Source organism: Streptomyces sp. NPDC103540 (assembly GCF_055584445.1).
Window position 1 is genome coordinate 1 of the sequence record NZ_JBVJMA010000013.1, and the last position, 23,102, is coordinate 23,102.

Annotated in this window: 17 protein-coding genes; 9 read left to right on the forward strand and 8 right to left on the reverse strand. The window is 75.2% G+C overall.

Going from position 1 to position 23,102, the window contains the following annotated elements:
• Nucleotides 1–175: 175 nt before the first annotated feature.
• Nucleotides 176–1,381 (forward strand): winged helix DNA-binding domain-containing protein, encoded by a 1,206-nt coding sequence (locus ACZ6ZI_RS28345; protein WP_469525317.1) that lies wholly within the window; start codon nt 176–178, stop codon nt 1,379–1,381.
• A gap of 15 nt (nt 1,382–1,396) precedes the next feature.
• Here the strand turns inward: ACZ6ZI_RS28345 and ACZ6ZI_RS28350 are convergent, their stop codons facing one another.
• Nucleotides 1,397–2,284 carry an NAD(P)-dependent oxidoreductase gene (locus tag ACZ6ZI_RS28350; protein ID WP_469525319.1) on the reverse strand — a complete coding sequence of 296 codons (888 nt, stop codon included), beginning with the start codon at nt 2,282–2,284 and terminating at the stop codon, nt 1,397–1,399.
• A gap of 224 nt (nt 2,285–2,508) precedes the next feature.
• Here ACZ6ZI_RS28350 and ACZ6ZI_RS28355 point away from each other — a divergent pair, with 224 nt between their 5' ends.
• Both ACZ6ZI_RS28355 and ACZ6ZI_RS28360 read left to right on the forward strand, forming a co-directional pair.
• A complete protein-coding gene (locus ACZ6ZI_RS28355; RefSeq protein WP_469525322.1) occupies nt 2,509–6,081 on the forward strand; it encodes an AfsR/SARP family transcriptional regulator in 3,573 nt (1,190 codons plus the stop codon).
• 77 nt (nt 6,082–6,158) lie between these two features.
• A complete protein-coding gene (locus ACZ6ZI_RS28360) occupies nt 6,159–6,860 on the forward strand; it encodes a 2-phosphosulfolactate phosphatase (RefSeq protein ID WP_469525323.1) in 702 nt (233 codons plus the stop codon).
• 11 nt (nt 6,861–6,871) lie between these two features.
• On the opposite strand, the gene ACZ6ZI_RS28365 is transcribed toward ACZ6ZI_RS28360, so the two are convergent.
• On the reverse strand, nt 6,872–7,963 hold the full coding sequence (locus ACZ6ZI_RS28365; RefSeq protein ID WP_469525325.1) for a PP2C family protein-serine/threonine phosphatase: 1,092 nt from the start codon (nt 7,961–7,963) through the stop codon (nt 6,872–6,874).
• A 289-nt stretch (nt 7,964–8,252) separates the two neighbouring features.
• Here ACZ6ZI_RS28365 and rph point away from each other — a divergent pair, with 289 nt between their 5' ends.
• Entirely contained in the window at nt 8,253–10,886 is a 2,634-nt protein-coding gene (gene rph, locus ACZ6ZI_RS28370; RefSeq protein WP_469525777.1) for a rifamycin-inactivating phosphotransferase, read from the forward strand.
• A 76-nt stretch (nt 10,887–10,962) separates the two neighbouring features.
• On the opposite strand, the gene ACZ6ZI_RS28375 is transcribed toward rph, so the two are convergent.
• On the reverse strand, nt 10,963–11,253 hold the full coding sequence (locus tag ACZ6ZI_RS28375; RefSeq protein WP_363063052.1) for a hypothetical protein: 291 nt from the start codon (nt 11,251–11,253) through the stop codon (nt 10,963–10,965).
• Nucleotides 11,254–11,402: 149 nt separating this feature from the next.
• On the opposite strand from ACZ6ZI_RS28375, the gene ACZ6ZI_RS28380 reads away from it, so the two are divergent.
• Nucleotides 11,403–11,672 (forward strand): RNA polymerase subunit sigma-70, encoded by a 270-nt coding sequence (locus tag ACZ6ZI_RS28380; protein WP_363063050.1) that lies wholly within the window; start codon nt 11,403–11,405, stop codon nt 11,670–11,672.
• A gap of 33 nt (nt 11,673–11,705) precedes the next feature.
• Here the strand turns inward: ACZ6ZI_RS28380 and ACZ6ZI_RS28385 are convergent, their stop codons facing one another.
• Nucleotides 11,706–12,608, reverse strand: a complete 903-nt coding sequence (locus tag ACZ6ZI_RS28385; RefSeq protein ID WP_469525330.1) for a LysR family transcriptional regulator — start codon at nt 12,606–12,608, stop codon at nt 11,706–11,708.
• Between the two features lie 74 nt (nt 12,609–12,682).
• On the opposite strand from ACZ6ZI_RS28385, the gene ACZ6ZI_RS28390 reads away from it, so the two are divergent.
• On the forward strand, nt 12,683–13,660 hold the full coding sequence (locus tag ACZ6ZI_RS28390) for a threonine ammonia-lyase (protein ID WP_469525331.1): 978 nt from the start codon (nt 12,683–12,685) through the stop codon (nt 13,658–13,660).
• Nucleotides 13,661–13,712: 52 nt separating this feature from the next.
• Here the strand turns inward: ACZ6ZI_RS28390 and ACZ6ZI_RS28395 are convergent, their stop codons facing one another.
• The 3 genes from ACZ6ZI_RS28395 to ACZ6ZI_RS28405 all read right to left on the reverse strand — a co-directional run bounded on the left by ACZ6ZI_RS28395 (nt 13,713) and on the right by ACZ6ZI_RS28405 (nt 18,690).
• Nucleotides 13,713–15,020, reverse strand: a complete 1,308-nt coding sequence (locus ACZ6ZI_RS28395) for an MFS transporter (protein WP_469525333.1) — start codon at nt 15,018–15,020, stop codon at nt 13,713–13,715.
• 137 nt (nt 15,021–15,157) lie between these two features.
• Nucleotides 15,158–16,120 (reverse strand): FAD binding domain-containing protein, encoded by a 963-nt coding sequence (locus ACZ6ZI_RS28400; RefSeq protein WP_469525335.1) that lies wholly within the window; start codon nt 16,118–16,120, stop codon nt 15,158–15,160.
• Nucleotides 16,117–18,690: a molybdopterin-dependent oxidoreductase gene (locus ACZ6ZI_RS28405; RefSeq protein WP_469525336.1), complete on the reverse strand. Its 2,574-nt coding sequence runs from the start codon at nt 18,688–18,690 to the stop codon at nt 16,117–16,119. The genes ACZ6ZI_RS28400 and ACZ6ZI_RS28405 overlap by 4 nt, the downstream gene beginning before the upstream one ends.
• A 254-nt stretch (nt 18,691–18,944) precedes the next feature.
• Here ACZ6ZI_RS28405 and ACZ6ZI_RS28410 point away from each other — a divergent pair, with 254 nt between their 5' ends.
• Nucleotides 18,945–19,922 carry an NAD(P)H-binding protein gene (locus tag ACZ6ZI_RS28410; protein ID WP_469525338.1) on the forward strand — a complete coding sequence of 326 codons (978 nt, stop codon included), beginning with the start codon at nt 18,945–18,947 and terminating at the stop codon, nt 19,920–19,922.
• Nucleotides 19,923–20,054: 132 nt separating this feature from the next.
• The gene (locus ACZ6ZI_RS28415) at nt 20,055–20,672 is read left to right on the forward strand and encodes a hypothetical protein (RefSeq protein WP_469525340.1); all 618 of its coding nucleotides are present in this window, start codon (nt 20,055–20,057) and stop codon (nt 20,670–20,672) included.
• Between the two features lie 79 nt (nt 20,673–20,751).
• Here ACZ6ZI_RS28415 and ACZ6ZI_RS28420 read toward each other — a convergent pair whose 3' ends face one another.
• Nucleotides 20,752–21,978, reverse strand: coding sequence for a DUF418 domain-containing protein (locus ACZ6ZI_RS28420; RefSeq protein ID WP_469525343.1), 1,227 nt, complete (start codon nt 21,976–21,978; stop codon nt 20,752–20,754).
• A 298-nt stretch (nt 21,979–22,276) separates the two neighbouring features.
• Here ACZ6ZI_RS28420 and ACZ6ZI_RS28425 point away from each other — a divergent pair, with 298 nt between their 5' ends.
• A complete protein-coding gene (locus ACZ6ZI_RS28425; RefSeq protein ID WP_469525345.1) occupies nt 22,277–23,014 on the forward strand; it encodes a VOC family protein in 738 nt (245 codons plus the stop codon).
• Nucleotides 23,015–23,102: the final 88 nt, after the last annotated feature.

Sequence of the window (23,102 nt, forward strand, 5' to 3'; positions counted from 1 at the left end):
CCCGCGCGGGGGGGGGGGGGGGGGGGGGGGGGTCACCCCCCCGCCCGCCGGCCCCTTTTATTATTTCTGCTGCCCGCTGGGGGCCCCCCGGGGGGGGGGGCGCCCACCCCCCCCCCCCCCGACGGAGAGGCGCGCACACCATGAACGGGTCCCGGAACGCACGCGGCGGCCGGCCGTGACCGCCCCCCGCCCCAGGATCACCGACGAGCAGCGGCGCGACCGCCTCGCCACCGCCCACCTGCTGACCCCCGCCGCGCGGGCGGAGACATCCCTACAGGTCGCCGATGCCCTCGTCGCCCTGCACGCCACGGACCCGGCCACCGTCTATCTCGCCGTGGCCGCCCGCACGAACGACCCGACGCCCGCGGTACTGGAACGGGCCCTGTACGAGGACCGGAGCCTGCTGCGGATGCTGTGCATGCGCCGCACCATGTTCGTGGTGCCGCGCGAGCTCGCCCCCGTGGTCGACGCCTCGACCGCCAGGGCCGTCGCGGCCCGCGAGCGCGGGAACCTCCTGAAGGTGCTGGGGGAGCAGCACGGATACGGCGAGGACTGGCTGGCCGCCACCGAGCGGGCCGTCCTCGAAGCCCTGGCCGACGCGGGCGAGGCCACCGCGACCGCGCTCGCGGCGGCCGTCCCCGCCCTGCGCACGCAGCTCACGGTCGCGCCCGGAAAGCCGTACGGTGCCACGCCCCGCATCACCACGCGCGTCCTCGGGGTGCTGGCCGCCCAGGGCCGGATCCGGCGCGGCCGCCCCCTGGGCACCTGGGCTTCCTCACAGTTCCGTTGGGCCCTCGCCGAGCCGCACCCCGACCTGCCGGTCGACGAGGCCCGCGTCGAACTCCTCGTCCGTCGGCTGCGCTCCTTCGGCCCCTCGACCGTCGAGGACCTCAAGTGGTGGACCGGCTGGACCCTCACCGACACCCGCCGGGCCCTGGCCCGCACCGGGGCCGTCGAGGTCGACCTCGCGCACGGCCCCGGCCACGCCCTGCCCGACCAGCTCGACCCGCCCCCCGCCGCCGAACCCGCCGCCGCCCTGCTGCCCTCCCTGGACCCCACGGCCATGGGCTGGCGGCACCGGGACTGGTACCTGGACCCCGCCCTCGTCCCCGAACTCTTCGACACCAACGGCAACATCGGCCCCACCCTCTGGTGGGACGGCCGCATCGTCGGCGGCTGGGCCCAGCGCCCGGACGGCGAGATCGTCACCCGACCGCTCACACCGCGGGGCCGCTCCCGCGAGGCCCGCGCCGCCACCGCCACCGAGGCGGCCCGACTGGCCGGCTTCCTCGGCGGGATGCGCTTTCGACCCAGCATGCGCACCCCACTCGAACGGCGCCTGGCCGCCGGGGACCTCGAAGCCGCTCCCGACGCCCCCTGACCGGAGGTGCCGGCGTCAGTGGGCGCCGCGCAACGACTCCACCGCCCGCGCCAGGCTCGACGAGGCGTGCCCCGCCGCCACCTGGTCGTCGAACAGTCGCAGCAGCGGGCTCAGGAGATCCGTGGAGAGCCCCTGCGCCTCGGTCGTGGCCAGGATGTCGCGCAGGCCCATCTGGTTGATCTCCAGGGTGGACGTGGTGGTGGCGTACGCGCCCCGGTCGATCTCCCCGGCGAACTCCGGCAGGGCCTGCGCGGCGGACGTCAGCCAGCGCACGAGCAGGGGGGTGACGGCCGAGGCGGCGATCCCCTCGGTCCCGGCGAGCGCCACCGCCTGGAAGAACCCCGCGAACAGCCCGTACATGCCGCTCAGGACGGCGGTGTCGTACACGGAGGACAGTTCGGGCGCCGCACCGACGAACACGCCCTCGCCGAGCCGGTCCAGGACCGGCCGGTGCGTCCGATACGCCGCCTCGTCCCCGCTGTAGAGCACGAAGGCGGAGGCGGTGCCGACCGTCTGGGGCACCGCGTACACCGCGCCGTCCACGTAGGCGGCGCCCTGGTCGGTGACCCAGGCGGCGAGCTCCCGGGCCGCCGCCGGGGTGCCGGTGGTCAGGTTGACGACGGTCCGCCCGGCCAGCGCGCCCGCGGCCGGCAGGAGCAGCTCACGGACCGTGGCGTAGTCGAGGACGGCCACGACGACGAGGTCGGCGTCGGCGACGGCCGCCGTCGGGGAGTCGGCCGGGTGCGCGCCCCGGGCGACCAGCTCGTCGGCCTTCCCCTGCGAACGGTTCCAGACGGTGGTGCGGTGGCCGCCGTCGAGGAAGGCGCCGGCGAGTGCCCGGCCTAGGTTGCCCAGGCCGAGGACGCCGATGGTGCCGGGCTGGGTGGTGGTGGTCGCGTTCATGTCGCCTGTCTCCTAGGGAAGGGGCGGTTCGGGAAGGTGGAGCTCTGAACGGGCACCACGATGCGCGGGGGCGCTGCCGGTCCGCTGCCGGTTCGCTGTCGGTCCGCTGTCCGTCGGCCGGGCCTCCGCCGCGGTGCGCCGTCGATCGTCGTACGGGCCGCGTCCACCCCCTGCACCGCCCACCGCTGACGGTCCGTCATCACGGGCCCGTTAGGGTTGACGGCATGCGCATGGGGGTGTTGGGACCGCTGTTGTTGTGGACCGTCGACGGGGAGGCGGTGCCCGTGACCGGGGCGAAGGCGCGCCGCCTGCTCGCCCGCCTGCTCGCCGACCCCGGCCGGCCCGTCTCCGCCGACCGGCTCGTGGACAGCCTGTGGGGCGGACCCGACACCGAGGGCCCGGAGCACCCCTACGGAAGCCTCCAGGGCCAGGTGTCGCGTCTGCGGTCGGCGCTGGAACGGGCCGATCCGGGCCGGGGTCGCGAACGCCTCGTCCACGACCCCGGCGGCTACCTCCTGCGGGTGGCCGGCCCCGAACTGGACGCCCTGCGGTTCACGGAACTGCTCGCCGGGGCACGGGCCGACGGGCTCGGCGTGGCGCCCCGGATCGGCCTGCTGACCGAGGCGCTGGAGCTGTGGCGCGGGGACGCGTACGCCGGCCACACCGACGACCGCTCCGTACGGGCGGCGGCGCGCCGGCTGGAGGAGGAACGTCTCGCCGCGCGGGAGGAGCTGCTCGACCTGCGCGTGGCGTCGGGCGGACACCACGCCGTCCTGGGGGAGCTGGGGCAACTCGTCGCCGCACACCCCCTGCGGGAACGCCTGAGGGCGGTCCACCTGCGCGCCCTGTACCGGGCCGGCCGGCAGGGCGACGCCCTCGCCGGTTACGAGGACCTGCGCGACCGGCTCGCCCGCGACCTCGGGCTCGACCCCGGCCGGGAACTGACGGAGCTGCGCCAGGCGATCCTGCGTCAGGACCCCGACCTGGAGACCCGCTTCGGCCCTGCGGAGCCCCGCCGGATCCCGCGCGACGCCCCGCACCCGACGTCCCGGCCCCCCGGGCCCGCCGCCCCGGCCCCCACGACCGCCACGGTCGCCGTCGGAGCCCCCGCGACCGCCGGCACCGTCGTCGGTGACGCCACCACCGACGGCGGCGCCGTGCCCCCGACCTCCGAGGCCACGGCCGCCGCCGCGACCGCCGTCGAGGCCACCGTCCCCGCGACCGCCATCACCGCCGGGGCCGTCACCGCGCCGGCCGTCGCCGACGGCGACGCCCGCGCCACCGCGCCCCCCGCGCGGGCGGCGTCCGTCGCCCCGAGGACCGCGCCGCGCACCCCGGCCGGGGCCCCCGCAGGGCTCCCCGCACCCCTCACGCCCCTCGTGGGCCGTGCCCGCGACCTCCGCGCCGTGGCGGACCTGATGGCCCGCTCCCGGCTGGTGACCGTCACCGGCCCCGGCGGAGTCGGCAAGACGCGCCTCGCCCTCGCCCGCGCGGCGAACCCGGGACCGGACGGCCCCGAGGACGGGGCGCGGCTGGTGGAACTGGCCCCGCTGCCCGCCGGATCCACCGCCGAGGCCGTCGCCGAGGCGGTCCTCACGGCCCTGGGCCTGCGCCACCCCGAGGCGGTCCCCGACGCGACCCCCGCCCCGGACGAGGCTGCCGAACTCCTCGTCGGCGCCCTGCGCGAGCGGCGAGCGCTCCTGCTCCTCGACAACTGCGAACACCTCGCGGACGGCGTTGCCGACCTGCTGGCCTCGATCATGCCGAGGCTGCCGGGACTGACCGTCCTCGCCACCGCGCAGGAACCCCTCGGACTGGCCGGGGAGGCCGTCCACGCCCTGGCCCCGCTGGCGGCCTCGGACGCGGTCGCCCTCTTCACGGCACGGGCCGCCCTCCCGCCCGCGGCGCTCTCCTCACCCGAGGACGCCGCCGCCGTCGCCGCCCTGTGCGCCCGGCTGGACGGACTGCCCCTCGCACTGGAGCTCGCCGCCGCCCGCGCCCGCGGCCTCGGCGTCCACGGCCTGCTGGCCGGGCTCGACGACCGCTTCGCCCTGCTGTCGCGCGGACTGCGAGGACTCCCCGAACGCCAACGCACCCTGCGCGCCGTCATCGACTGGAGCTGGGCGCTCCTCGGACCCGCCGAGGAAGCCGTCCTGCGACGGCTCGCCGTGCACGCGGGGGACGCCTCCGCCGAAGCCGCCCGGGCCTCCTGCGCCCGCCCGGACCTGACGGCCCCACGGGTCGCGGAAGTGCTGGCCCGACTGGTCGACCGCTCCCTCGTGGTCCTCGTCGACCGGCCCGCGGCCCCCCGCTACCGACTGCCCGAGTCGGTCAAGCACTACGCGCTCGAACGCCTGCGGCAGGCGGGGGAGGAGGCCGACACCCGCGCCCGGCACGGCGCCCACCACCGCGAACTCGCCCGGCGGGCCGAGCCCCTGCTGCGCGGGCCCGGACAACGCGAGTGGCTGGCGCTCCTCGACGGGGCGGAGGCCGAACTGCGCCCGGCGGTCGAGGAGGCGTTGTCGCGCGCGGACGTGGTCACCGCCCTGCGCACGGCCCGCGACCTCACCCGCTACCGGCTGCTGCGCGGCCGTCCGGCCGCGGCGGGCCGACTCCTCGACGCCTGCCTGGCCGCGGAGCGCGACGCCCCGTCGGACCCGGTCCCGGACCCGGTCGCGCGGGGCGAGCGGGCGGCGGCCCGCGCCACCGCCGCCGCGTGGCGGGCCGGCCTGACCCTGGGGGAGGGGGCCTCGCCGGAAGCCGCCGGGACCCCGCTCGACTCCGTACTGGCCGCCCTCGACGACCCCCTCGTCGTGACGGCCGACCCCCGGGCCCGCGCCCTGGCCCTCTGCTTCCTGGCGACCGCGCAGATGGGCGCCGGCGACGTGGCCACCGGCGAGGAGATCACCCGGCGGGCGCTGAGCGCCTCCGAGGAACTCGGCGACCCCTGGGGCACCGCGTCGGCCCTCTGCGTGCGCGCCCGGCACTCCCTCGGGCGCGGGGACCTGGAGGCCGTGCGCGCGGACACCGACCGTGCCGTGCGCCTGTTCACGACGCTGGGCGACCGCTGGGGGCTGCTCCAGACCGTGTTCCCCCGCGCGGCCCTGTGCGAGATCGCCGGAGACCGCTCCGGGGCCGCCCGGCTGCACGGGGAAGGCCTGGCCCTCGCCGAGGACCTCGGACTGGGGACGGAGGCCGCCAAACGCCTCTGCGCCCTGGGCCGCCTCGCCCTCCTGGCCGGTGACCACGTGGCCTCGACGGAACTGCACGGCCGCGCCCGGACACTGGCCCGGGAACAGAGCCACCGCCCCACGGAGGCCGACGCCCGGATCGGCCTCGGACTGACGGCCCGCCGTACGGGCGACCTGGAGGCGGCCGAAGCGCACATGGAGGCGGTCCTGGCCTGGTTCCGGGCCATCGGCTACGGCCCGGGCACCGCGCTGGCCCTGGCGGAGCTCGGGTTCGCGGCCGAACTGCGCGGCGAGTTCGCCCGGGCCCGCGACCTGCACGCCCGGGGGCTGGCCACGGCCCGCGAGCTGGGCGATGTACGGGCCGTGGCGCTGGCCCTGGAAGGCCTGGCGGCGACGGACGCGGCGGCGGGCGAGAGCGTACGGGCCGCCGAGCTCCTCGGCACCGCGCACGCCGCCCGCGCCACGACCGGAGCCCCGCTCCCGCCGGCCGAGCGGCACGACGTGGACCGGGCGTGGGCGTCCTGCCTGTCCGCCCTGGGCCGCGAGGCGGCCGACGAGGCCTTCGGCCGCGGGGCGGGCGTGACACCGGACGCGGTCCCGGCCTGAACGGGCCGGCCGCGTCGGCCTTGTGAGGCGCGTCACCGTCCGCGTGCCGCTGCCCGGCCATGCGTGATCATGGCTCGATGGACGCTCGTTTCCTCGGAATCCCCGAGCTGGTCGAAGCACCTTCCGTCGCGGTCGTCATCGACGTCATGCGGGCCTACACCGTGGCCGCCACGGCCTTCGCCCAGGGGGCGCAGAAGATCGTACTGGCCGCCTCCCTCGACGAGGCGCTGGCGCTCAAGGCGCGCAACCCGGACTGGGTGGCGCTCAAGGACGGCCCGCCGGCGCCGGGGTTCGACGCCGTCAACTCGCCCGCCCTGCTGCGGTCCGCGCGGCTCGACGGACGGACCGTCGTGCAGAAGACCACGGCGGGGACCGTCGGCGCCCTCGCCGTCCGGGACGCGTCGCTGGTGCTCTGCGCCGGCTTCGTGGTGGCCGAGGCGACGGCGCGGCTGCTCCGCGCGCGCGGGTGCGACAGCGCGACGTTCGTGGTCACCGGCGAGGACGGGCGCGCCGACGAGGACCTGGCGTGCGCCGAGTACATCGCCCGCAGGGCCGACGGGGTCGAGACGGACCCGGCCGGGTACCTGCGGCGCGGCGCCGCCTCGCGCGCCGCCTCCGAGCTGGCCGAGGGCGTCCGTCAGGGGGCCCATCCCGACGACGTCGCGCTCTGCCTGGAACTCGACCGGTTCCCCTTCGCCATGGTGGCGACCCGGGAGGAGGCGTTGATGGTCCTGCGGCCCCACCCCGTGCCCGCGCCGGGCGACGACCGCTCGATCTGATCGAGGGGGCCTCAGGATTCGCGCAGGCGCACGGCGAGGGCGGCGATGTCGTCGTCGAGACGGCCCCTGCTGTGGTGCAGGAGGTCGCGGTGCAGCGCCGTGAGCAGGTCGCGCGGCGGTGTCGGGGGCTGTTGGCGCATCCATGTGGCCAGCGGGAAGAACTCGCCGTCGCGGGCGCGGGTTTCGGCGATGCCGTCCGTGTAGAGGAGCAGCAGGTCGCCGGGGGTGAACTCGAAGGTGTCGACGTTGTAGTGATCGCCGATCAGCTCCGCGAGGCTGAGCAGCGGCGCGGGGGTGTCGGGTTCCAGGACGCGCAGGGCGTCGGGGTTCAGGAGCAGCGGCGGCGGGTGTCCGCAGTTGAGGATGTGGATGCGTCGCCCCTCGTGCGGGATCTCGGCGAGCAGGGCCGTGGCGAAGCGCTCCAACGCCCCGTCGGGGGCGAAGGCGGCGTTGTAGCGGCTGCTGCTGGCGTCCAGCCTGCGCGCGATGTCGACCATGTCGGGTTCGCCGTACGCCGCTTCCCGGAACGCGTTGACGATCGCCGCCGCCGCCCCCACCGCGGGCAGTCCCTTGCCCCGCACGTCGCCGATGAGCAGCCGGATCCCGAACGGCGTGTCGACCACCTCGTAGAAGTCCCCGCCGATGCGGGCCTCCGCCGCCGCCGCGAGGTACAGCGACTCGATCTCGATGTTCCCGTAGCGGCGCGGCATCGGGCTCAGCACCACCTGCTGTGCCGCGTCGGCGACGAGCCTCACCTGGAAGAGGGTGCGTTCCCGCTGGAGCCGGACGTGGCTGCCGTACGCGGCGGCCACGGTGACGGCGATGATCCCCGCGCAGGTCCACCACGTGCCCAGGTCGGGGAAGACGAGGCTCAGGCCGATCATCAGGAGGAGGCAGACGGTGCCCAGCAGGACGGTGGGCAGGACCGGCCACATGGCGGCGGCCAGCGCGGGCGCCGCCGGCAGGAGGCGGCTGAACGCCATCTCCGGCGGGGTGGCGTAGGCCAGGCCGGCGATCACGACGGTCAGGATGACCGGCGACAGCCGCACGAGCCACCCCCGGCCGTAGCGCCGAGGGTGCCGCGGCCGTCCAGACTCGATCACATTTCCACCATAGCCGTGCAATACAGGCACAGCGCTCCGACGTTACGGAGACCGGGTCGCCGGCGGCGTCGGGGAAGGGGTGGGGGAAAAGGAAAAGCGAGGAGAAACATCTCCTCGCCACTCTCAAGATATAGCGCACCGGGGGGCTTGCCGCAAGGGCCCGGTCGTACCGCAGAATCGTCGGCCTACGGTCATGACCTGCGCAAACGGGGTCGGGTCCGGCGTTGGGTGGACGAACGGGGATGAGGAAGTGTTCGACAACGTGTTCGACAGTGCGGGAGGTGCCCCGGTGGCCGGGCGGTACGTGGTGGGTCTGGACGAGGTCGACGAGGTCGACGAGGGGCGGGCGGCGTTCGTCGGCGGCAAGGGCGCACACCTCGGCGTGCTGTCGCGGATCGAGGGGATCGACGTGCCGGCCGGCTTCTGCGTGACGACGGAGGCCTACCGAAGGATCACGGCGGGGGCACCCGCCCTCGACGAACAGCTCGATCGGCTCGCGCACCTCGACCCGGGCGACCGGGAGGCGGTCGCCGCGCTCGGCGCGCGGATCCGTCGGACCATCGAGGAGATCGCGGTCCCCGACGACCTCGCGGCGGAGATCGCCGAGGCGCTCGCCCGTCTGGGCGAGGGAGCGGCGTACGCGGTCCGCTCCAGCGCGACGGCGGAGGACCTGCCGACGGCCTCCTTCGCCGGCCAGCAGGACACGTACCTGAACGTCGTGGGGACCGAGGAGGTCCTGCGCCACGTCAGCCGGTGCTGGGCGTCGCTGTTCACCGAGCGGGCCGTGGCCTACCGGCAGCGCGCCGGCATCGACCACCGCACGGTCCACATGGCCGTGGTCGTGCAGCGGATGGTCCTCCCGGAGGCATCGGGAGTCCTGTTCACCGCCGACCCCGTCACGGGGAACCGCAAGGTCGCCACCGTGGACGCGGGCCCGGGCCTCGGCGAGGCCCTCGTCTCCGGCCTGGTCGCCCCGGACGTGTTCGCGGTGCGCGACGGCGAGGTCGTCACGCGGACGATCGCCGCCAAGCGGCGCGCCCTGCACGCCGTGGCGGGCGGCGGCACGCGCGAGGTGGAGGTCGAGGCGGAGCGGCGGGAACGGCCGGCGCTGACGGACGCCCAGCTCCTGCGGCTCGTGGAGCTCGGGCGGCGGATCGAAGCGCGCTTCGGTCGCCCGCAGGACATCGAATGGTGCCTGGTGGGCGACGAGTTCCGGATCGTCCAGAGCCGGCCGATCACCACGCTGTTCCCCGTCCCCGAGCGGGCCGACCGGGACAACCGCGTCTACGTCTCCGTCGGCCACGGGCAGATGATGACCGATCCCATGAAGGCCCTCGGGTCCTCCCTGTGGCGGCTCACGGCCATGGTGGAGATGCACGAGGCCGGCGGGCGGCTGTACGTCGACGTCACCCCGCGCCTGGCCTCGCCGGCGAGCCGCGCCGGTCTCCTGGACGCCGTGGGCAAGGGGGACCCACTGGTCAGGGACGCCCTGGAGACGATCCTGGAGCGCGACGGCTTCGTGTCCACCCTCCCGGAGCCGGACCCCGCCGGGGCGCCGCCCGGCGCGGCGCCGTCCCGTGGCGCGGCGGCCGCGATCGAGACCGACCCGGCCGTCGTCACCGAACTGATCGGGCGCAGCCGGGCCTCGGTCGCCGCTCTGGAACGCGACATCCGCGCGAAGAGCGGACCGGAGCTGTTCGACTTCCTGCTGGAGGCCTTCGAGGAGCACAAGCGGGTCGTCGGCGACCCGTTGAGCATCCAGGTGATCATGGCCGGCATGGAGGCCACGTGGTGGCTCAACGACCGGCTGGGCGAGTGGCTGGGGGAGAGGAACGCGGCCGACACGCTCACGCTGTCCGCCCCCGACAACATCACCTCGCGGATGGGGCTGGAGCTCCTCGACGTCGCGGACGTCGTCCGCCCGCATCCGGAGGTCATCGCCCACCTCCGGGGCGCCGAGGACGAGGACTTCCTGGACGGGCTGGCGAAGCTCCCGGGCGGGGCCGCCGCGCGCGACGCCATCGAGGCCTACCTCGACCGGTACGGCATGCGGTGCGTCGGGGAGATCGACATCACCAGGCCGCGCTGGCGCGAACGCCCCACCGCGCTGCTGCCCGTGATCCTCGACCACGTCGCGAACTTCGCACCGGGCGCCGCCCGAAGGCGCTTCGAGCAGGGCCTGAGCGCGGCGCGGGAGAAGGAACGGGACGTCCTGTCACGCCTGCGGGCCCTGCCGGACGGGGAGCGCAAGGCCGAGGAGACCCGGCGGATGATCGACCGGGTACGGACCTTCATCGGATACCGCGAGTACCCGAAGTACGGCATCGTCTGCCGCTCCTTCGTCTACAAGCGGGCCCTGCTGGAGGAGGCCGACCGCCTCGTGCGGGCCGGCGTGCTCGCGGAGCGGGAGGACGCCTTCCACCTCACGTTCGAGGAACTCCACGAGGCCGTGCGCTCGCGGCGGGTGGACCGGGCGCTGATCCGGCGGCGCAAGGAGGCGTTCCGCTCCCACCACTCCCTCACGCCTCCGCGCGTGCTCACCTCGGACGGCGAGTGCCTCGGCGGGGAGTACCGGCGCGACGGCGTGCCGGACGGCGCCCTGGTCGGCGTGGCGGTCTCCGCCGGGACGGTCGAGGGCAGGGCCCGCGTCGTCCTGGACATGGCGGACGCCGACCTCGAAGCGGGAGACATCCTGGTCACGACCTTCACGGACCCCAGCTGGTCGCCGCTGTTCGTCGCCGTCGCCGGGCTGGTGACGGAGGTCGGCGGTCAGATGACGCACGGCGCGGTGATCGCCCGGGAGTACGGCCTGCCGGCCGTCGTCGGCGTGGAAGGGGCCACCCGACTCATCCGCGACGGGCAACGGATCCGCGTCCACGGCGCCGAGGGTTACGTCGAGATCCTGGACGACCCGACCGCCTGAACGCGGCCGCGCCACCGACCCGTCACCGCTCGCCCGCCCCCGCCCGGTGACCGAACCCGGTCGGGGGCGGGGACGTTCAGCTCCACTTGACCAACTGGTCGACGCGCGGGATGGAGAGCCCGGTCATCTCCGCGACCTGCTTCAGGGTGCGCCCCTGCTTCAGTTCGCGTATGGCGTCGCTGCGTACGATCTTGGCCTGTCGGACCGCGTCGGTCAGGAGCGCGTCGACGATCATCCGGGCGACGCCCTCACGGGCGAGCGGGGACTCGACCTCGGCGAGGCGTGCGCTGAACTCCTTCACATAACGTTCCGTCAGGACGCGGAGTTCCTCGTGCGCTTGCTCGTCATTCGTACTGATGTTGGTCATAGGGGTCAGCGTACGCCGAAACCGGGCTCGTTCCGTCTCCCCCGTGACGGCGTGCGGTCCGCGCGTCCCCGCGCATCGGCGCACTTCGGGGCACCCCTCCGCGAGAATCGGACAACCCGACTGTCACATCCGCGGGTTAGCCTGCCCCCATGATCGAGACCTCTCCCGCCGTCGACGCGATCCGCTCCGTCGTCGCGAGCCTCGCGGCCATCCCGGACCCCACCGACCGCGCCCGCGCGGTGGGCGCCGTCCTCGACGCCGTACCCGCGCTCCAGGCCGAACTCCGCGCCACCCGGCAGGCCGCCGTCATCGAGCTGCGGACCACCCGGTCGGTGGCCGAGGTCGCCGACACCCTCGGCATCTCCGTCCCGCGGGTCTCCCAGATCACCTCCGGCATCAGCCGCACCTCGAAGAGGTAGCGCGGCAGCGGCGCAGCCCGTCGCCCGCACCGCTCAGGGCCACCGCAGGGGCCGGCCGGCGGTGTCCGCGAGGACCTTCAGGAAGGCGTCGACCGGCGCCGGGGCCGGCGGTGCGCCGTAGACGACGGCCTCGACGCGGCGCCGGACCTCCGCAAGCCGGTCGACGCGCACGTCGGGGTTTCGATGGGCGCGCAGCGCCAGGCCGGGCAGCGTGGTGACGCCGAGGCCCGCGGCCACGAGGGCCTGGGCCGCGACGTGATCGTCGGTCTCGAAGGCGATCGAGGGGGAGAACCCGCGCTCCGCGCACGCCGCCAGGAGGTGCGCCCGGCACCGCTCGCAGCCGGCGATCCACCGCCGGTCCCGGTGGGTGGCGAGGTCGGAGCGCGGTCCGGTGTCCGGGTCGCCGGCCCGGCTGACGACGTAGACCGGCTCGTGCAGGAGCGGGGTCACGGTGTGGCCCTCGCGGCCGGCGGGCGGGCCGTCGCCGTGGTGGAAGGCGAGCGCGACGTCGACCTCCCCGCGCCGCAGCGCCGCCAGGGCCTCGGGAGGCTCCGCCTCGGTCAGGGCCAGTTCGACGTCCGGGTGCGCGGCGGCGAAGGCGGCGGCCGCCACCGGTACGAGCGTGGCGAGCGCGGAGGGGAACGACGCGAGGCGCACCCGTCCGGCGCCGAGCCCGGCATGGGCGGCGAGTTCGACCCGGGCCGAGTCGATCCGGCCCAGGATCTCCTCGGCGCGATCGGCGAGCAGGCGACCGGCCTCGGTCAGCCGGATCCCGCGCCCCACGCGCCGCACGAGCGGCACGCCGGCCTCCGCTTCGAGCCGGGCGAGGTGGTGACTGACCGACGGCTGGGCGTAGTGCAGGGCCGCCGCCGCGGCCGTCACCGAACCCTCGCGGGCGATGGCCGCGAACACCCGCAGCCGGTTCTCGTCGAACATCCATCGATGGTATCGATGGGTCCATCGGAAACAGGCATTGGTCCTATCGGTCGCTCCGTGCGCAGCATGGGGGCATGCACCGTCCGACGATCTCCGACGTCCTTCGCGCACGCCGTCTCCAGCGCGCCCACCTCTCACCCACCCCCCTGATGTCCTATCCCGCCCTCGACGCCTCCGTGGGCGGCGGCGTCCGGGTCCTGGTCAAACACGAGAACCTCCAGCCGACCGGCGCCCTCAAGGTCAGAGGGGGCGTCACCCTGCTCGCGGCGATGGACCCGGCCGAGCGGGCCCGGGGCGTCCTGTCGTACTCCACCGGCAATCACGCGCAGTCCCTCGCCCACGCCGCGGCGCTGTTCGGCGTCCCGTGCACCCTCGTCATGCCGAGGGATCCGAATCCGTTGAAGGCCGCGGCCGTACGCCGCCTCGGTGCCGAACTGGTCGAGCACGGCGCCGACTTCGAACAGGCCCGCCGGCACGCCGAGGAACTCGCCCCCCGGCGCGGGATGCGGCTGGTGAGCGCGGCGAACGAACCGGACCTGATCGCCGGCGTGGCCACCGCGTTCCTGGAGGTCTTCGAGCGGGAACCGGACCTCGACGCGATCCTCGTCCCCGTCGGGGGCGGCAGCGGCGCCGCCGCCGCGGGCCTGGTGGCAGCGGCGATCGGCCCGCGCTGCCGCGTCATCGCGGTGCAGTCGGCCGCCTCCCCGGCCGCCCACGACTCCTGGCGCGCCGGCCGCTGCGTCACGCGCCCGAACACCACGACGGCGGAGGGACTGGCCACCGGGTCCGGCTTCGAGCTGACGCAACGCCTGATGCGCGAGCACCTCGCCGACTTCCGGCTCGTCGAGGACGACGCCATCCGACGCGCCCAGTGGACGCTCATGCGGGACGCCCGAACCGTGGCCGAGGGGGCCGCCGCCGCGCCCCTGGCGGCGCTCCTCGCGGCGCGCGAGGAATTCGCCGGGCAGCGGGTGGCGATCGTGTGCACCGGCGGGAACGCGGGGGAGGCCGAACTGCGGGCCTGCCTGTCCCCGGCGGCCGACGCCGGGTGAGCCGGGCGCCGACCCGAGCCCGCCCGACCGCCCGCCCCGGTCGGGCGGGGCCTCAGCGGGTGTCGGCGTCGAGCGACGCGGGCCTGCCGTCCGGCCGATCCGCGACCACCGCCGGAGCCTCGGCCGCCGCGCCGCCCGCGGGTCGGGTGCGCTCCGCCCACCTGGCCACCGGCGGGCCCGCCGCGCCCACCGCCGCGAAGAACGCGCCGAGCGCGAACCAGCCCGCGTGTCCGAGGCCGAGGACGGCCGTCGTCAGCACCACGGGGGCCAGGGCCTGTCCGGCGTCGAAGCCGATGCCGAGGAAGCCCTGGTACTGCCCCTGGGCGTGATCGGGGGCGAGGCCGAAGCCGAGCGCGTAGCCGCCCGAGGACTCCCACACCTCGCCGAGGCTGTGCACGACGACGGCGAGGACGGCGAGTCCCGGCGCGACCCAGACCGGGACGTTCGCGGTCAGGGCCATCAGGGGGCAACCGACCAGGAAGAGCAGCCCCGCGCGCCGCAGCGCCCGACCGCCCTGGCGCGGCGTCTCCACCCGGGAGCCGATCCGGCTCTGGAGCAGTACGCAGACCCCGCTGTTGACCGCGTAGACCGCCGCCACGGTCCAGCGGGGCGCGTCGGTGTGGGCCGACAGCCAGATCGGCAACAACAGGGAGACGGTCTGGTACTGAAGCCCCATCGCTCCGTAGAGGGCGACGAAGGAGACGAACGGCCGGTCGGACAGGACCGCCCAGCGGTGGTGTTCCGCGGGCCGCGGCAGGGGCCGGTAGTTCGGGACGCGGGCCAGGGCGATCGCACCGGCCCCGGCGAAGCTCGCGGCGTTGGCGAGGATGAGTACGGTGTAGGCGGCTCGGGTGTCGATCGAGACGGCCACGGCGGCGCCGAGCGTGCCCAGGACCACGCCGAGGTTGACGTACGTCCGCAGCTTCGCCCTGAACGCCGCCGGGCGTTCGCCGCCGGCGCGGGCGATGAGCGCTCCGCCGGCGGCGCCGCTCGCCGTCGCCGCCAGCCGGTCCAGGGTGGCGAGCAGCGTGAACGTGAGCCAGTCGTCGATGAGGACGAACGTCGCCATCGTCGCGGCCTGCACCGCGAGGGACGCGAGCCACACCGTGCGCGGCCCGTGCCGGTCGGCCAGGTTCCCGGCCGGGATCCCCGCGAGCAGTCCGACCAGCCCGGCGATGGTGAGCCCGACGCCGACCTGGGCGGCGGGCAGGTGCACCACGAGCGTGAAGTAGAGCACCGAGGCGGTGTTGAACAGCCCGTTGCCCACCCGGCTGACGAAACTCGCGACGATGAGGGCGCGCTGCGGACCGTCCGACACCGGCAGGCGGAATATTCGCGATCCGGAGCTCTTCTCGATCATGAGGGGCAGGCTACAGCGAGCCCCACGGCGATCGGCCGGGCGTGCGCCGCGGCCGGTGGCTACCGGCCCGGAAGGCCCCGCCCGCCGCATTCGACTGCCCGCTCGACACGGCCCGACCCCCGGCGCCGGGCCGCGCGTCAGGCGTCCGCGGGCGCGGCGGCGGCCCGTTCCAGGGCCTCCAGGACCGTGTCCCTGAACAGCGCGGCCTTGTATCCGGTCTGCGGCAGGGGGCGGCAACGGGCGAGCACCGTCGCCGCCGCGGAAGCGAGGGAGTCGGGGTCGGCCCCACGGCCGATCAGGGCGGTCTCCACCTCCGGCAGCCGCAGGGGGACGCGCGCCACCCCGCCCGCCGCGACGGCGGCGTGCGTGATCGTGGAGCCGTCGAGCACCAGCCGGACCGAGGCCTCCACCAGGGGCCACTCGGCGTGCGCCCGGCTGATGGTCCGGTGGTGGGCGGCGCGTTCGCCCGGCCACGGGGCGGGCAGCCGGACCGCCGTCAGGATCCGCTGCGGCGCGAGCAGGTGGTCCGTACGGAAGAGGAGGTCGCCGTCCCCGTACAACGCGGCCACCCCGCGCGGGGACTCGCCGTGGACCTCGGCCTCGGCGTCGTAGGTGAGCAGGGCCATCGCCAGCGTCGAAGGGTGCGGGGTGACGCACGGGCCGTCGCCGCACACCACCCCGAAATGGTGGTCGCCCCGACGCGCCGGGCAGTCGCTCCCGCCCTTCTGGAGGCAGTCGACGTGCGGATTGCGGTAGTACCAGCAGCGGTTGCGCTGGAGCAGGTTGCCGCCCAGGGTGCCGGCGGCGCGGATCTGCGGAGTGGCCGCGGTCGCGGCCGCCGGCGCCAACCCCGGCCAACCGTCGCGCACCCGCGGGTCGCCGGCCAGCGCGGCGAGCGTGGTCAGGGCGCCGATCCGCAGTCCGCCCCCGGGCAACGGCGTGATGCCGCGCATCTCCCCGGCGCCGCCGAGGTCGGTGAACGGCCCGGGGGAGATGCCGCTGCGCTGCCGTGCGGTCGTGTCGGTGCCGCCGGCGCGCAGCTCCCCGCCACGGGCCAGGACGACGGCCGAAAGATCGGCCAGGGCGGGCTCGTTGCTCATGCGCCCGGTCCTTCCAGGAGTCGGTCGGGGCGGATGGGCATGTCGTACGGGCGCCGGCCGGTCGCGTCGTACACCGCGTTGGCCAGGCACGCCGCGGTGGGCAGCGTCGCGATCTCGCCGAGACCGACACCGCCGCCGGGGACGTGCTCGAAGCCCTCCTGATGGAAGTGGACGGTGATCTCGGGAGTGTCGCCGATGCCGGGGATGCGGTAGTCCTCCAGGTTCTCCGTCACCACCCGGCCCGTGACCGGATCGGTGCGCCGCTCCTCGTACAGGGCGTAGCCGATGCCCTGTACCACGGCGCCCTCGCACTGGCTGCGGGCCAACCGCTCCTCGTGGACCCGGCCCGCGGCGATGCCGCTCCACACGCGCAGCGGACGGATCCGGCCGAGGCGCGTGTCCACCTCGACCTCGGCGACCTGCACCGATCCGGTGAAACCACGGCCGATGGCCACGCCGCCCATGGTGAGGCCGAAGGGGGTCACGAACCCCCGGCGGTCGCGGGGCCGGCGGCCGACCACCCGCATGCCGTGCGCCGCGTCCAGACGGGCGGCGAGGTCGTCGCCGCCGCCGAGCGCCTCGCGCAGTCGCCGGGCGGCGTCCGACGCCGCGGGCACCAGGGAGGGCGTCGTACGGCTGCCGCCGGAGGTCGGACCGTGGGCGGCGTCGCTGTGGCCGACCTCCGCCCGCACCCGGGCCGCCGTGACGCCGAGGCCCTCGGCGACGGCCCGGCACAGCACGGACCGTGATCCCGTGCCCATGTCCTGCACCGCGCAGCGGGCCACGACCACCCCGTCCTCGACGGTGAGTTCCACCTCGGTGTCGGGATCGAGGAAGTAGAGCCAGTTGGCCGCCGCGACGCCGACGCCCCGGCGGAACCGTCCGCCGCCGCCGCGCGCCCCCGACCAGACCGGCAGGGCCGCGGCCCAGTCGTACAGGGCGTGCCGCTTGGGATTGCCGTCCCAGCGGCGCCGCAGGGCGATCGGGTCCTCGCCGAGCCGGTGGGCCATCTCGTCGACGGCCTGTTCCAGGGCCCAGCACATCGTGGGCCCGCCCGGGCCGCGGAAGGGGGCGCCCGGGGGCCGGTGGGTGAGCGTGTCGAAGTCCCGCAGCCGGCGCGGCGCCTTGCCGTACACGAACCGGGCCAGGGCGGCGACCGTGCCGCCGACCGAGACACCGCCGTCGTTGTCGACGTCCATGGCCAGCGCGCTCAGGGCGCCGTCCGCGTCCGCGGCCATCGCCAGCCGGATCCGGGTGCCCGGCCGGTATCCGCCGTCCACGAGCTCCTCGTCCCGGTCCAGCACCACCCGTACGGGCGCGTCGTGCAGCCGCGCCAGTTCGACGGCCGCGACGACGTCGGAGGTCAGCCCCATCTTGCAGCCGAAGCCGCCGCCCACGTGGACGGCCTTCGCCACGACCCGGTCGGCGGGTACGCCGAACCGTTCGGCGGCCTGCCGCGCCACCTGCCGCACCGACTGCGTGGACACCTCCAGACGGAGGGTCCCCTCGTCCCACCAGGCCAGACAGGCGTGCGGCTCCAGCGGGGTGTGCGTCTGCGCGGCGGTGGTGAACACGCCCTCCACCAGCCGCTCGGGGCTGTGGGTCCGGGCGTCCAGGATGCGGCGTACGGCCGTGGCCGGTCGCCTGCTCATCGCGGACGGCCCGCGCAGGTTTCCCCGCCAGCGCGCGGGCACCAGCTGGGGCGCCTCGCCCGAGCCCGGAGCCCGCTCGCGCGCCGCCTTGTCCTCGTAGACGAGCGGCCCCTCCCCGGACCGGGCCCGCCGCGCGTCCAGGGCCGCGGGCAGCACCTCGTAGTCCACCCGCACGCGCGCGGCCGCCGCGAGCGCGCCGGCCCGGTCGGGCCCCGCGACCGCGGCCACCGGCTGCCCGACGTAGCGCACGACGCCGTCGGGGGGCAGCAGCGACACCAGCGCCACGTCCCCGGCCTCGAGGGAACGCACGAGGGCGTGCGCGTGCGGGGAACGGACGATCACCCCGTGCAGCAGTCCCTCGGGGCGCTGGTCCGTGGTGTAGCGGGCCGAACCGTCGACCTTCGTCGGAGCCTCGACGCGCGGGGCCGCGGGCTCCCGCCCGGCGGCCGGCGCCGTGTCGTAGTCGCCGGCGCAGGCGGCGGCCACCGCGGCGAGGATCGCCTCGTACGCGCCGCACCGGCACAGGTGGCCCGAGAGCGCCTCGGAGATCAGCTCCCGTCCCGGTCGGGCGTGGCCGTGCGCAGCCCGCCACCGGTCGAAGAACGCCGCCGCCTCGACCACGAACCCCGGCGTGCAGTAACCGCACTGGAGGGCGTCCTCGCCGGCGAAGGCACGGGCCATCGGATGGTCGGACAGACCCTCGACGGTCGTCACCCGCCGACCGGCCAGGAAGGCCGCCGGCGTCAGACAGGACACCCGGGGCTCACCGTCGACCTGGATCGTGCAGGCTCCGCACACCCCGCCCCCGCAGACCAGCTTCGTGCCGGTCAGCCCCAGCCTGTCGCGGACCACCTCCACGGCGGCCGGATCGTCGTCCACGTCCACCGCGCGCCGGGCGCCATTGACCTCGAACTCCACGAGACGTACTCCTCAGCCGTGGGAGGCGACCGCCGGACCTCGCGTCCGCCTTCACGCTCCTTGATATCCCGCCCGCCGGTCGGGCGCAGGTCGGAGGGTTTCGCGCGGGCCCGGAGCGCCTCGGGCCGGCCCGGTCGGACCGCTGCGCGCCGTCGGTCGCCTTGGTAGTGTGGGCGGCCCTGATCGGCAACCGCTTCCCCCGGGACGGGGAGGACGGCGCACGGTCTCCGCTGTCTTCACCGGAGGTGCTCGCCGTGTCCTTTCACCAGACGATCCCGAACGCGGTTTCCGACCCGTCCCCGTCGTCCGCCTCCCCGCTGCACCTGCTGACGGCCGTCGAGGCCCGCAAAGGCGCCGGCAGCAGCCCCACCGGAGTCGTCGGGCGACGCCTCGCCCGGCAACTCCTCGCCGCGGGCGACCGGGTGCGCGTCCTGGCCGAGCCGGGGCAGATGGGCCACTGGCCCGCCGGCGTCGAACTCGTCGAGGGATCCGTCACCCGACCCGCCGAACGCGTCGGGGTCTTCGCCGGCACGGACACCGTCTTCCTGGCGGGCGCCGTTCCGGACACCGTACGGGAGGCACTGGAGCTCGCCCGCGAGGCCGGCACGCGGCGCGTCGTCACGCTCTCCTCGCACGGGCCCGAGCACGAGGAGGCGTACCCGCCGGAGACCTGGTTCTGGCTGGCCGTCGAGCGTGCCGTCGAGGCGTCCGGGATGGAGTGGACGCACATCCGGCCCTCGGCCGTCATGGGAGCCGTGCTGGAGGGCACCTACCCGGCCACGGGATCGGACTGGCCCGACACGGTGCGCGGCGAGAGCACCGTCCGCGAGGCGTTCGTCGAGGACGGCTACTACCCGTTCGTCCACGAGGAGGACCTGGCCGCCGTCGCCGCGACGGCGCTGCGCACGGCCGACCACGTGGGCACCGTCCTGGAGGCCGTCGGACCGCCGCTCGCCACCCGCGACCGCGTCGAGAGCATCGGCCGGGCCATCGGCAGGACCGTCACGACGGTCGACCTCGCCCCCGAGGCGGGCCGGGACGCGTGGCGCGAGCGCGGGTGGCCCGACGACGGCATCGACGTCACCCTCTTCGCGCTCCGCGAGTACGCGCTGCGCCTCGACGAGCTCCGGCAGTGGACGCTCGACCAGCGGCCCACCCTCGCCGATCTGACGGGCCGTCCCGCCCGCACCTTCGACGACTGGGCCGAGGAGCACGCGCACCTGTTCCGCTGAGCGACGCGTTCCGGTCCCGGGCGGGCCCGCCCGGGACCGTTCGGCCCCCACCGGTGCGGATCCTCCGGTCGGGGGTCGGACCGACCACCCGGTAGGACGGCCGCACCCGCTCCGACCAGTAATCTTTTCGTCATGCGCATGAAGATTTTGGGTGTGGTGGCGGTGACGAGCGTGGCCGTTGTGGCCACGGGGTGCGGAGGAACCGACGCGAAGAGCGCCAAGCCGGCGCCGTCGGTCAGTCGACTGCCCAACCGGCTGGATCGTCCCGAACCCCTCCCGACCGGCGAGCTGCAACCGTCGCCCGCCTCCGACGCGCCGTTCTCGGCGAACGTGGAGTACGCGCTCCGCAAGAAGACCCTCGGCCTCGGCGGTGGCACCGGTGAGGTCACCGCCAAGTGCCCGAAGGACCTCAACTCGACGAAGGGCACCACCGTCGTCTGCACGTCCGAGTACAAAGGCGCGGTGGTGCAGTGGGACGTCACCATCGGCGACAAGTCCGGCTTCTCGGACAACCTCGTGACCTACACGGCCTCCCCGCGCCAGGGGCTCATCACGCAGGAGGGCGTCCGCCGCATCATCTTCGGCAACAGCGGTGACACCCTGGACCACATCCTGTGCAACGACGTCCCCGAGGCCGTCGCGGTGCCCATGGGGCCCACCCCGTACACGTGCCAGCAGGTCATGAAGGACGGGCAGTTGTACTACCCGCAGCCGATGCGCGCCACCGACGCGGGCCCGCGCGCGTACTGACCCCCCGGCGGGCCGCCGCCGTGGGCGCTCGTGGCCGTACGCGGATCACGAGCGCCGTGGCGGGTCCGCGCGGCGCGCCTCAGCGGGTGGCCGTCGCCCTCGTGCGGGCGGAGGCGTGCGGGGGACCGGCCAGGGTGACGGCGCGGAGCAGCCATTCCACCGGGCCGTACCGGAACCGGGCCATGAGCCGGGAGCTCAGGGCCAGTTGGGCGGCGTAGAGCAGGAACGCGCCGAGGACGACGACCGCCGGGTCGAGGCGGTCGTAGAGGGCGAGGCCGTACGCGGTGAAGACGAGGGCCATGACGAGCGACTGGCCCAGGTAGTTCGTCAGGGCCATGCGGCCGGCCGGTGCCAGGACGGCCGTGACGCGCGCCCCGCGGGCGGACCGCAGGAACAGCAGCAGGCCGCAGACGTAGGAGGCCGTGAGGGCCGGCGCCGTGACCAGGCCCACGATCTCGCCGGCGATCGCCCAACGCGCCCCGAGCGGGCCGTTGCCGGCCAGCGCCATGAAGAGGCCGCCGGGCAGCCCGAGGACGGCGCCCAGCACGCAGAGGCGGCGCATCCGTGCCGTGTGCCCTTCCGTGTAGGCGAGCAACCGCGACTTGCCGCAGTACAGGCCGACGAGGAAGGCGGTCAGGACGAAGCCGCCCATCGCGAGGACGGAGAGGAACGCCTCGGGCAGCAGCGCGAGGTTGGCCCGTACGACGGAGGCCGCGTCGCCTCGGTAGTCGGCGACCCGCTCGGCGAAGCCCGCAGAGAGTTCGGCGTCCAGCTTCGCCGCTTCGGCTTCCGGCACGAGCAGGGAGAGCAGGCTCAGCAGGAGCAGGACGCCGCTCACGCAGACGTACACGATCCGGGCGGCCCGCAGGGCCGTCGAAGCCCGGCGGTCGCGCACGGCGATCAGCACCAGGCCGAGCAGCGCGTAGGTCATGAGGATGTCGCCGACGTAGAGCAGTACGGCGTGCAGGGCGCCCAGGACCAGCAGGCCGAGGGAGCGGCGCAGCAGTCGGGGCACGGGGCGCGCGTCGTCGCGGTCGGCCGCGGCGAGCTGGAGGGTGAAGCTGTAGCCGAAGAGGAAGGAGAACATCAGGTAGAACTTGCCGACCACGAGGGCCTGGACGACGCCGTACACGGTCCGGTCGAGCGTGGAGGCGTCCGGGTCCGCGACCGACCCCACCCCGTAGGGACCGGCCATCATCAGCGCGTTGACGAGCAGGATGCCCAGGAGCGCGAAACCGCGCAGGGCGTCGACCTCCGTTATTCGAGGCGGTCGCGGCGCACGGGCGCGCACGTCGGATGCGGTCACTGGTTTCCCCCGGGTGGTGTTGGGTGTGCGGGGCTCCTCGCGCGGGCCGCGGTGGGTACGGGTGGTCGGCCACGTACGAGCCGGCCCGCCGAAGAGCGCTTTCCTTCGGGGTGACCGTATCCCGGGACGGGCCGCGCACCGCCGGCGACCTCGCGGTGGGCGCCCGCGTCAACAACGCTGCGGGGCAGTACACCCAGGGCGACCGGTCGGGCCCCGAGCCGGGCCCCGCGGCCCCTTGGCGCCCGTGTGCGTCAGGGGGCCCGGGGCCCGCCGGACCGGACCTTTTATGATCTTGGGCATGGCGACACGACTCGTACAGATCAACATGAAGGCCCAGGACGACTCCGCGCTCGGACGGTTCTGGGCACAGGCCCTCGGGTGGGGCATCGACAGCGAGGCACCCGGCGTGACGAACCTCGAACCCGTGGGCTTCTCCTACCCGGACCCCACGGCCGTCTGCGTGGACATCATCGCGCGCCCCGAACCCAAGACCGTGAAGAACCGCGTCCACCTCGACCTGGCGACCACCTCGCCCGCCCACCAGGCCGAGTTGGTCGCACGCCTGCGGGACCTGGGCGCGACGCTCGCCGACGTGGGCCAGGGCGACGTCCCCTGGACGGTCATGGCCGACCCCGAGGGCAACGAGTTCTGCGTCCTGGAACCCCGTCCGGTCTACCGGGACACCGGCCCGATCGCCGCGGTGGTCGTCGACTGCGCCGACCCGCGGGCGATGGCCCGGTTCTGGGACGGGGCGATGGACTGGACCCTGCACGAGGTGGCCGACGACCACGCGTCGCTGCGCTCCGCCCAGGGCGTCGGTCCCTACCTGGAGTTCGTCCGCACCCCCGACGCCAAGAGCGGCTGGAACCGCGTGCACCTCGACGTCAGCCCCTACCTCGACGGCGACATGGCGGCCGAGGAGGCCCGACTGCGCGCCCTGGGCGCCACCGACACCGGGATCGATCCCTCCGCGATCCACTGGAGGGTGCTGGCGGATGTGGAGGGCAACGAGTTCTGCCTGCTCACCCCTCGCTGAGCGTCGCCGGTCCGGGCGGTCCCAAGATGGGTGTCAGCCCCGATGCGTGGGGCCGGTGGGACGGGTGATGCTCGGGTAGAGGAACACC